At 51.1% G+C, this 9,761-nt stretch carries 10 protein-coding genes and 1 pseudogene; all 11 read right to left on the minus strand.

Features of this window, described 5'->3' with window-relative positions; translation table 11 throughout:
* Positions 1–378, minus strand: a 378-nt coding sequence (locus tag ACR0P9_RS03485) for an aminotransferase class I/II-fold pyridoxal phosphate-dependent enzyme (protein ID WP_432617449.1), incomplete at its 3' end; no start/stop codon positions are given.
* Positions 379–741: 363 nt separating this feature from the next.
* On the minus strand, positions 742–981 hold the full coding sequence (locus ACR0P9_RS03490) for a TIGR03905 family TSCPD domain-containing protein (protein WP_216468871.1): 240 nt from the start codon (positions 979–981) through the stop codon (positions 742–744).
* Between the two features lie 23 nt (positions 982–1,004).
* Complete coding sequence (locus ACR0P9_RS03495; RefSeq protein WP_432617450.1) at positions 1,005–1,631, minus strand: thiamine diphosphokinase; 627 nt, start codon at positions 1,629–1,631, stop codon at positions 1,005–1,007.
* Entirely contained in the window at positions 1,628–2,515 is an 888-nt protein-coding gene (gene rsgA / locus ACR0P9_RS03500; RefSeq protein WP_432617451.1) for a ribosome small subunit-dependent GTPase A, read from the minus strand. Before rsgA ends, ACR0P9_RS03495 begins: the two co-directional genes overlap by 4 nt.
* A 21-nt stretch (positions 2,516–2,536) precedes the next feature.
* The gene (gene pknB / locus ACR0P9_RS03505) at positions 2,537–4,735 is read right to left on the minus strand and encodes a Stk1 family PASTA domain-containing Ser/Thr kinase (RefSeq protein ID WP_432617452.1); all 2,199 of its coding nucleotides are present in this window, start codon (positions 4,733–4,735) and stop codon (positions 2,537–2,539) included.
* An 11-nt stretch (positions 4,736–4,746) separates the two neighbouring features.
* Positions 4,747–5,478, minus strand: a complete 732-nt coding sequence (locus ACR0P9_RS03510) for a Stp1/IreP family PP2C-type Ser/Thr phosphatase (RefSeq protein ID WP_432617453.1) — start codon at positions 5,476–5,478, stop codon at positions 4,747–4,749.
* A gap of 4 nt (positions 5,479–5,482) precedes the next feature.
* Entirely contained in the window at positions 5,483–6,529 is a 1,047-nt protein-coding gene (gene rlmN / locus ACR0P9_RS03515) for a 23S rRNA (adenine(2503)-C(2))-methyltransferase RlmN (RefSeq protein WP_432617454.1), read from the minus strand.
* A 3-nt stretch (positions 6,530–6,532) separates the two neighbouring features.
* Entirely contained in the window at positions 6,533–7,912 is a 1,380-nt protein-coding gene (gene rsmB / locus ACR0P9_RS03520; protein WP_432617455.1) for a 16S rRNA (cytosine(967)-C(5))-methyltransferase RsmB, read from the minus strand.
* A gap of 23 nt (positions 7,913–7,935) precedes the next feature.
* On the minus strand, positions 7,936–8,868 hold the full coding sequence (gene fmt / locus ACR0P9_RS03525) for a methionyl-tRNA formyltransferase (RefSeq protein ID WP_432617456.1): 933 nt from the start codon (positions 8,866–8,868) through the stop codon (positions 7,936–7,938).
* Positions 8,865–9,350: a peptide deformylase gene (def, locus tag ACR0P9_RS03530; protein ID WP_432617457.1), complete on the minus strand. Its 486-nt coding sequence runs from the start codon at positions 9,348–9,350 to the stop codon at positions 8,865–8,867. The genes fmt and def overlap by 4 nt, the downstream gene beginning before the upstream one ends.
* 30 nt (positions 9,351–9,380) lie before the next feature.
* A pseudogene (locus ACR0P9_RS03535) lies at positions 9,381–9,761 on the minus strand (primosomal protein N'); the annotation flags it as partial.

Genomic DNA, 9,761 nt, shown 5'->3' on the forward strand with positions numbered 1-9,761 from the left:
CCAGTACGGAGCTGCTACAACAACCTCATCGCCCGGATCACAGCAAGCCATGATTGCCAGATAAACATTGTGCTTCGCGCCGGATGCAACAACAACCTGGCTCGGCTCGTATTCCAGACCGAGGTCTTCCTTCATACGGTTGCAGATTGCCTTTCTCAGCTCCATGATGCCGGCAGCCGGAGTATATCTCGTCTTGTTTGCCTGAATCGCAGCGATGCCTGCTTCCTTGATGTTTTCCGGTGTGTTGAAGTCCGGCTCGCCTGCGCCGAAGCTAACAACGTCGATGCCGTCAGCTTTCATCTGCTTTGCCAGTGCGCTGATTGCCAGAGTGGCGGACGGAGCGATTGCGGCTGCAATTTTAGAAATCGGTTTAACCATACTGTGTTCCTTTCCGGGGCGAATTCCATTCCGAAGTCCCTCGCCTCTGCGGCTTGAATTCCGCATGTATCTTTTTCACTTAACTATCTGATATTATAGTGATTTCTTACCATTTTTGCAACTAAAATTGGTATTTCTCTTTGATAAAATTGAAAATTTCCATACTTTGAACAAAAACAAATGAATGTTTTCTCATATCGTGGCATTTTGCACAAATGAAAGTTTCGAGAATGCAGCCTGCATTTCATTTTCTTGTAAAATTCAAGCAAAATGAATTTTTGCAGTCATGCATACTGCATTTTTTACATGGCATGAAAAAAAGCAGGGCTGAAAATCAACCCTGCTCGTGTGTTATTTTGATGCTTACTTCGCCTGCTCCAGAGCCTGCGCGATCTGATCCGGACATGAGGTGCCGCGTCCGCCGCAGTCAACGCCCTTAAACGCCTTGATAACCTGCTCTACCGGCATACCGGTAATCAGACGGCAAATACCCTTGAGGTTGCCGTTGCAGCCGCCAATGACTTCGATGCTTTCTACTACGCCATCCTTGACGCTGTAGTGAATTTCGCGGGAACAGGTTCCCTTTGTCTTGTATACATTCATTTCAATATCCTCCTGTGTTTGTATTACTTGTCTTTGCTCTCAATAACCAGCGCACGACCACTTCCAATGGTAATCGAATACTCTGGTTCTACCGGCTCATTGGATGTGGTGTACGGCTGAGAGCGCGACACCTCCGCGTCTGTTACGACATACTTGGTGCCGCGCAGGGTCAAGCCGGTCAATGTTCCATCCAACGGAATAATGCCGACATATTTGTATGCCGGATCTGCCGAATAGGTCAACGTACCGCCGCCGTGAAAGGTCACGCGGTTTCGGCTATCTATGAGTATTCCCTGACAGTCGTGCTCATATAAAAATTCCAGCAGAGAAAGATTGGAAAGAAAGTGGTCAATTCTGCCGCCCGATGCACAGACATAGGTGATCTGATCCGCGCCGCGCCGCAGAGCCTCCCGCGTGCAGCTGAGCAGATCGGTATCGTCTTTTTCCGGCTTGAGCTGAATCACTTCTACATCAAAATCCGGATAAGTTCCCGAATCAAAGTCTCCGACAACTAAATCTGGCTGAATACCGCAGGCCTGCGCATGACGTACACCGCCATCTGCGCAGATAATATATTCTGCCTGTGCCGCCAGCGGCCGGATATAGTCATAATCAGCCTCTGGTGCAGCAGCAATCATGAGCACGTTCATTTCAATTCCCACTCCTTTAGGTTTCGGACACTCTCATACAGCTGACAATAGCTCTCGTGCCGTTCCTTCGCAATCTTTCCATCTGCAACCGCCTGCCGAATCGCGCACCCTTTTTCCTTGACGTGCGCGCAGCCGGTAAACTGGCACTGGTTGAGATATGGTTCAAATTCGCGGAAGGCATACTGCAAATCATCCTTGAGGATGAGATCCATGCGTTCCGCATCGAAGGCAGAAAATCCCGGCGTATCTGCAATAAATCCACCGTTTTCCAGTTCAACCAGTTCAACATGCCGGGTTGTATGGCGGCCGCGTTCTGTTTTCGGACTGATCGCCCCGGTTTCCATCTGGAACTTTGGATCGATTGCATTGAGTAAGCTGGATTTTCCGACGCCGGAATTTCCTGCGAATGCAGAGATTTTCCCCGTCAGCTGGTCTCGGAGTGCTTCCACACCCTCGCCGGTCTGTGCGCTGACGCGGAAAACTTGAAATCCTGCCTGCGTGTAAATGGCATACAGACGGTCTCCCGGATTGATGTCGCACTTATTGATGACAATCAGGACATCCATTCCTTTGTGTTCTGCAATCGCTGTCACCTTATCAATCAGCAGCGTCTCTGTCACCGGTGGTGCTGCGCTGCATACAATGACAAGCTGATCGATATTCGAGACCGCAGGCCGAATCAGTCTGTTTTTTCTTGGTTCAATTGACATAATGTAACCCGTGCCGTCGTCTTGTACTTCAATCGTAACGCGGTCACCGATTACAGGTTTTTGTGATGACTTGCGGAATTTTCCGCGTGCTTTGCATTCTACAACTCCAGAATCTGTGCGAATATAATAAAATCCGCCGATTCCCTTGAGAATGAATCCATTCTCTTGTTTCATAACATCGTATTCCTTTATCTGTTACAGTTTGCTGAAATCAACATCCTGATCGTAGATTGTCGAACCGTCAACCGTCACAACAACGCGCTGTGTGCTGGTGTAACGAACGCTGCAGCCGACAGAGCCACGGCTCGTCTTTGCTGTGCTGCTGTACAGCGTCGAGCCACCGACGGAGATCGTGACACTGCACGTGTCACGATCCGTCGGAAGGCTAACCGAAATTCTAGAGGAAGTCACGCTGACGGAAGCAGAACCTGTTCCGCCGTTGTTGCCGCCATTGTTATCATCCCCATTGTTGGTATCTCCATTGTTATTGGTATCTCCGTCCCCGTTGCTCGGCTGCTCTTCTGTTGCCTGCTCCTTGGCAATAGTAATGCCAACGCTAGTTCCCTTTGCAACTTCTGTGCCATACGGTACGGTCTGGCTGATAACGGTACCTGCGGTTGCCGTGCTCTCCTGCTCATGCACAGAGCCAAGTGCCAAGCCCGCCTTTTCCAGTGCCGCAGAAGCCTGCTCGGTGGTCAAGCCTCTCAGGTTCGGAACCGTCTTATTCGTGTTCGCAGAACCGGAAGAAACAACGACTGTGACCGTAGAGCCAACCTCTACATCTTCACCGGCATCCGGATCACTGCTGATGACATAGCCCTGAGCAACGCTCTCAGAGGTCTTTTCTGTGCGCTTTGCCTTTAAGCCCTTAGCGCGCAGAGCACTCTGTGCATCCTCATAGCTCTTGCCTGCCAAAGACGGAACCGAAACCGTATTGGTCTCTTCCTCTTCGTTATCGACAACTGAAGCAAGTGTCAGCGCAACTTCTGTGCCGACATCGATGGTTGTCTTTGCTCTCGGATTCTGATCGATGACATCGCCATCTGCGTAGCCCTTGCTGTCCGCTTCATCCTGAGTAAATTTCTGCTCGGTAATCTGGAAGTTGAAATCCGAATAATCCTTGTTGCCCTTGATGTCCTTGGTGTAATTCAAGCCAACAAACTGCGGTACAGTTAACGACTGGGTCTCATTGTTGCTGTTGCCCGCCATACGCATGGCAAAGAATGCCACAACAGCAATCAGAACTACAATTACTGCACCGGCAACTACCTTGCCTGTGCCGTCCTTCTTCTTGCTGCCAGTCGAACGCTGCTTTACCGGTGCTTCATAGACTTCATTATCATCATCTTCTGCCGGTCGCTGTGTGCGCTTATTGGTCTGCTGTTGCTGCGAGCGGTTCTGGCTCTCGGTTGCACGCGGTACGTACTGCGTTGCATCTTCATCCGCCTCTACTGCTGGTGTGTGCGGAATATACTGCGTCGCGTCCTCGTCGCGATTATACGAAATCGCGCGGGTCTCATCCAAATCGCTGTTGTGCGACGAATAATTCAGTACCAGATTCGGATTCGAGCGCAGACGCTCCATATCACGGAACATATCCATGGCAGAACTGTACCGCTGGCTGGCATTGGCGCACATCGCGTGCATGACAATCTCATCCATTGCCTTCGGAATATCCGGCACAATGCTGCTCGGTACCGGCGGTACCGTGTTCAAATGCTGCATGACAACAGCAACAGCAGTATCTCCGCGGAACGGCAGCGTACCGGTCAGCATTTCGTACATCACGACGCCCAACGAATACAAGTCCGTGCGGAAATCTACCTTGATGCCCTTTGCCTGCTCCGGCGAGATATAATGCACGGAGCCAATTGCCTCAGACGATACCTTGCGTGTTTCCTGGCTGTTTGCGAAGCTGGCAATGCCAAAGTCCATGACTTTTGCCGTGCCATCGCGCAGCAGCATAATATTCTGCGGCTTAATATCCTGATGGATAATGCCGCGGCTGTGCGCATGATCCAGCGCACGAGCTACCTGCTGTGCAAAATACAGGGTTTCCTGCCATGTCAGGTGATGCTTTTTGCGAAGGTAATCCTTCAGTGTGACGCCCTCACACAGTTCCATGACGATGTATTCCGGACAATTTTCCGTGTGACATACATCGTAAATGGAAACAATATTGTTCTGCGAGAGCTTTGCTACCGCCTGCGCCTCGTTGTAAAAGCGCTTGCGGAACTCCTCATCCTGAGAAAACTCTTCTTTCAGGACCTTAATGGCAACATAACGATGGAGAACGGTGCAGTATGCTTTGTAAACAATCGCCATACCACCGGTTCCAATCACCTCGCGGACTTCATATCGCCCGCCGAGTGTCTGTCCAACTAAATTTTCCATTCCCATGTCTCCTACTTGGTGTACAATACAACAGTAATATTGTCATTTCCACCGGCTTTGCAAGCCAGTTCAATCAATTGTGTGCACGCCTGTTCCAGACTCTCCGCCTGCGAGACAGTTGCAACGATTTCCGCGTCTGTCACCGGACCGCTCAGACCATCCGAACACAGGAGCAAGATCTGTCCCTCGTGCATCTTGATTTCATACACATCCGCTTCCACCTCGCTGTCCACGCCAACGGCGCGGGTAATGAGATTTCGTCCCGGATATGTCTTGGCCTCCGCTTGGGTCAACCGTCCGCTGCGAACCATTTCCGCGACCAGTGAATGATCGGTGCTCATCTGTGCGATCTTGTCTGTGTCAATCAGATACGCGCGAGAATCGCCGACGTTGGCGAGAATCACGCGGTCATCCACGCAGATACCACCGACCAATGTCGTACCCATGCCATTGTATGCCGGAGACGACTGAGACAGCTCAAACACTTCTTTATTCGCCATATGCACGGCTTTTTCCACCAAATCTGCCAGCACATCTGCGTTGGTTTCAGAAGGATCTGCCGTTTTGATGGTCTCTAAGAAGCGATTTGCTGCGCGTTCACTGGCAATATTTCCGGCGCGTGCGCCGCCCATTCCATCACAGAGAACAATAAATCCCATTCCCGTTTCCGGAACGTCTAGGCGAAAGGTATCTTGATTGTTCGCTCGAACCAGACCCTTGTCGGTTTTGCCATATGCTTTCATTGTATCACTCTTTCCCGAACGTCTCACCAATGTGTCTGCGGCGCAGCTGTCCGCAGGATGCGTCAATATCCGGTCCTAAAGTACGCCGAACTGTCGCAGTGACTCCGTTCTTTTCCAATATATTTTGAAAAGCCGCGACATGCTCCTTCGAGGAAGTGCGCAGTCCGCTCTCCGTAACGTGATTTAAAGGGATCAGATTTACATGTGCCGGACGGCCGCGCAGCAGCTCTGCCAGCTTCTTTGCCTGCCATGGACGGTCGCTCACGCCGTCAATCATCGTATATTCATACGAGATTCTGCGCCCTGTCATGTCAAAATAATCACGACAGGCTGCAATCAGCTGTTCTACCGGGAAGCTCTTATTGACCGGCATCGTAGCACTGCGGCTCTCATTGTCCGGGGAGTGCAGAGAAATTGACAGCGTAATCTGCAATTTTTCCTCGGCAAGACGACGAATCTGCGGCACCAGTCCCGATGTGGACAAGGAAATATGTCGCTGTCCGATATGCAAGCCCTCCGGCGCACCGACCAAATGAATGAAACGCAAGACGTTATCATAGTTGTCCAGCGGCTCGCCGGTTCCCATCAAAACAATGTTGGAAATGCGCTCACCGGTGTCCTTTTGCATAAATAGAATCTGGTCAAGGATCTCACCTGCGGACAAGCTTCTGACCAATCCGCCCAGACCCGATGCACAGAACTTGCATCCCATTCGGCAGCCTACCTGAGACGACACACAGGCAGAATTGCCGTGATGATACCGCATGAATACGCTCTCAATGCAGTTGCCATCATGCAGCTCCCACAGGTATTTAATGGTGCCGTCTACTTTAGACACCTGCTTGCGCAGGATTTTCGGTGCCGTCAACAGATACTGTTCGGACAACTTGGCGCGAAGCGGCTTGGAAACATTGGTCATTTCATCGAACGAAGAAACACCCTGATGCAGCCATTGAAAAATTTGTCCTGCACGAAATGGTTTCTCTCCCATTTCACGCAATTCTTCCTTCAGCTCCGGCAGTGTCCGGCATTTAATCTCAGGTTTTGTCATATGTCAAATCTCCGACGAAAGCACAGATGTGCTCTCATCCTTTTCATAGTAAGCCATTTTACGGAATTTTGCAACAAAAAATCCATCCGTGTGATGCACCTGTGGCAGGAGAGTGACAGACCCATCCACAGGCTGTTCACATACTGGAAGAGAAAATGTCTGTTTTTCAAACTGCGGTGTACTCTGTAAAAACGCTTTCACAATTTCTTCGTTTTCCCGACGCAACACCGTACAGGTTGAATAAACCAAAATTCCATCTTTTTTTACATATCGTGCGGCATTTTTTAAGATTGCCAGCTGAATCTCCGGCAAGGACTCCAGTGCAGCAGCATCTTTGTAGCGAATTTCCGGCTTTTTGCGAATAATGCCTAAACCAGAACACGGCACATCACACAGGACATAGTCAAACGCTTCCTCCCATTCCTGTCGGAACTGTGCGGCATCTTGCAGCTGAGCATCTATGTTTGTCAAGCCCAAACGCTGTGCTCCCTCTCGAATCTTATCCAGTTTGTGCGCATAAATATCGCACGAAGTTACAGAGCCGGTATTTTTCATTCGCTCGGCGATAAAAAAGCTCTTGCCGCCCGGCGCCGCGCAGCAATCCAGCACGCGGCTGTTCGGCTTTGGATCAAGCGCATACACACTCATCTGGCTTGCGCCGTCCTGCACAGTGACAAGACCCTCCTGAAAGACATCCAACTGTTCCAAGCTGCCGGTTCCAGAAACCGTCAGACAGTTTGGAATGGTCTCATGTGCATGAACACAAACGCCCTGCGCTTCCAGACGCGCCCGCACGGTATCCGTATTTGTCTTCAGTGTATTGACGCGCAAAACGGTTGGTGCCGGTTCATTGTCTGCCTCCAGCAGCAACCGCGTCTGTTTGACACCAAATTGCTCCAAATACAGCTCCGTCAGCCAGCGCGGGTGGCTATACCGCAGCGAATAATATTCCGCTTTGGTCTCGCAATTCGGCTGAGGCAGTGTCTCAATATTTCGCGCAATCGTCCGCAGCAGTCCATTAACATAGCTCGCGGTGCGCGGATCTGCATGACACAGAGACCGAGCTAAGCGCACGCTTTCATTGACCGCCGCCGAATTGGGAATGCGATCCATCCAGACCATCTGATACACAGCCAGACGCAAAACATCTAAAATTCGCGGCTTGACCTTTTTCAGGCGAACCTTGGAGTAATGCGCGAGATAGAAATCGCACATCGCTTGGTTTTGCAGCACGCCGCCGACCAACGCCGTTGCCAATGCGGCATCGCGTTTGGGAAGGCCTGCTGCATATTTTTTCAGTGCTGGAGCGCTCCATGCATCTTCTTCTCGAATGGCAAACAGTGCTCGCGCTGCCGCCTCACGGGCAGAGGTATTCTCACGCATCTCGTTCCTCCTTTCGTCTCTCATCAGCCAAGAACCGTTCCGGTCTCCATCGCGTGGCCGCGCAGATAGTCACCAGCTGCCATGCGCTTTTTGCCGACCATCTGAACTTCTGTAATCTGCAAGACACGTCCATCTCCGCACGCAACGAACAGACCCTTTTTCGGATCGGCAAGCGTCACAGTACCCGCCGGAACTTGTGCAGTCTGGTCGGTCAGACGAGACTGAAACAGCTTGAGACGCACATCGCCGCGATTGGTCACGGCAACTGGCCATGGATCCAGTCCGCGAATCTGGTTATGCACCTGCTGTGCCGGTTTGCTCCAATCGACTACAGACATGTCCTTGCTCAAGACAGATACATAGGTTGCCTGCGCATCATCCTGCGGCTTGCGCTGGATGCCTTGCGGCAGCTGTTCCAGTGTCTCCGCCAACAGCTCCGCGCCCATCGCTGCCAGACGGTCAAACAACTCGCCAGCCGTCTCGTTTTCGCCGACCTGTGTCTCCTTAGTCAGCAAAATGTCACCGGTGTCCAGTCCGCGATCCATATACATGGTTGTCACGCCTGCGGTCTGCTCGCCATTGAGCACCATCCACTGAATCGGTGCCGCACCACGGTATTTCGGCAGCAGAGATCCATGTACATTGATGCAGCCATACTTCGGCAGCTCCAGCACATAACTCGGCAGCAGCTTGCCATATGCCACAACAATGATAACCTCTGGATTCAGCTTGCGCAGCAGCTCCAGCTGGCTCTCATTTTTGAAAGAGTCCGGCTGATACACTGGAATATTATGTGTCAAGGCAAGTTGCTTTACAGGCGGCGGTGTAAGCTTCATTTTGCGCCCTTGTGGCTTATCTGGCTGCGTAAATACGCCAACAATCTCATGTTTATCTGCAATCAAGCGTTCGAGCGAGTTTACCGCAAAGTCCGGCGTACCCATAAAGACCAGTCTCATTCTGCCTCGTCCTCTTCCTCATCATAGTGGATATATTCGGTTACTTTTTCGGTAAAAACATGTCCGTCCAGATGGTCAATTTCGTGCAGGAAAGCACGTGCCGTCAAATCCTGAGACTTGACCGTAAACCATTCGCCGTTTCTATCCTGTGCACGAACGGTTACGATGCGCGGACGGGTGACCATACCAAACTTATTCGGGAAGCTGAGACAGCCTTCCGAGCCAGTCTGCTCGCCTTCGGTCTCTACCACTTCCGGATTGACCATCTCAATGATTCTGTCATTGTCCAAGGTATCCAGCACGACACAGACGCGGCGCATATAACCGATCTGCGGACCTGCCAGACCAACGCCGTTGGCGTCCAGCATTGTCTGGGTCATATCAGTCAGGATATTTCCGAGCTTCTTATCAAATTTTGTCACCGGATGGCATTTCTTGTACAGAATCGGATCCGGATCATAAATAATTGGTCTTACAGCCATAGTAAACTCCTCTTCATTTTTATTTATTCTTTATACTTGCATGGGATTGACGTCTGCATACACAGTGACACCACGAAACTGGCGGTCGGCACCAGCTTCGCGCAGCACGCCATCTATCAAGGTTCGCCTGCGCTTGCTGTCAGGACAGCGGATCGTCAAATGATAGCGGTATCGGTTTTGCACCCGCACAATATTCGCCGGTGCAGGTCCCAAGACCGGATAGCAGAGATCGGAAAATGCACCTGCCATCAGGCTTTCTATGCGCTGTTTGACAGCAGATAGAGCCCGCAACACCTCTCGTTCGTCCTCTCCCACAGCTGTCAGGACGACAAGCTGCGCAATCGGCGGACATTGCAGCAAGCGGCGACGCTCTAGTTCTTCCTCATAAAACTGTTCATAATCCTGCCGGGC

The sequence above is a fragment of the Butyricicoccus sp. genome (assembly GCF_050872565.1).
Taxonomy (GTDB): Bacteria; Bacillota; Clostridia; order Oscillospirales; family Butyricicoccaceae; genus Butyricicoccus_A.

Bases quoted from the DNA above. Each gene is read 5' to 3' on its own strand.
- rlmN (WP_432617454.1), bottom strand. From the start codon at position 6,529: ATGACAAAACCTGAGATTAAATGCCGGACACTGCCGGAGCTGAAGGAA.
- def (WP_432617457.1), bottom strand. From the start codon at position 9,350: ATGGCTGTAAGACCAATTATTTATGATCCGGATCCGATTCTGTACAAG.
- ACR0P9_RS03490 (WP_216468871.1), bottom strand. From the start codon at position 981: ATGAATGTATACAAGACAAAGGGAACCTGTTCCCGCGAAATTCACTAC.
- ACR0P9_RS03495 (WP_432617450.1), bottom strand. From the start codon at position 1,631: ATGAACGTGCTCATGATTGCTGCTGCACCAGAGGCTGATTATGACTAT.
- rsmB (WP_432617455.1), bottom strand. From the start codon at position 7,912: ATGCGTGAGAATACCTCTGCCCGTGAGGCGGCAGCGCGAGCACTGTTT.
- pknB (WP_432617452.1), bottom strand. From the start codon at position 4,735: ATGGAAAATTTAGTTGGACAGACACTCGGCGGGCGATATGAAGTCCGC.
- ACR0P9_RS03510 (WP_432617453.1), bottom strand. From the start codon at position 5,478: ATGAAAGCATATGGCAAAACCGACAAGGGTCTGGTTCGAGCGAACAAT.
- rsgA (WP_432617451.1), bottom strand. From the start codon at position 2,515: ATGAAACAAGAGAATGGATTCATTCTCAAGGGAATCGGCGGATTTTAT.
- fmt (WP_432617456.1), bottom strand. From the start codon at position 8,868: ATGAGACTGGTCTTTATGGGTACGCCGGACTTTGCGGTAAACTCGCTC.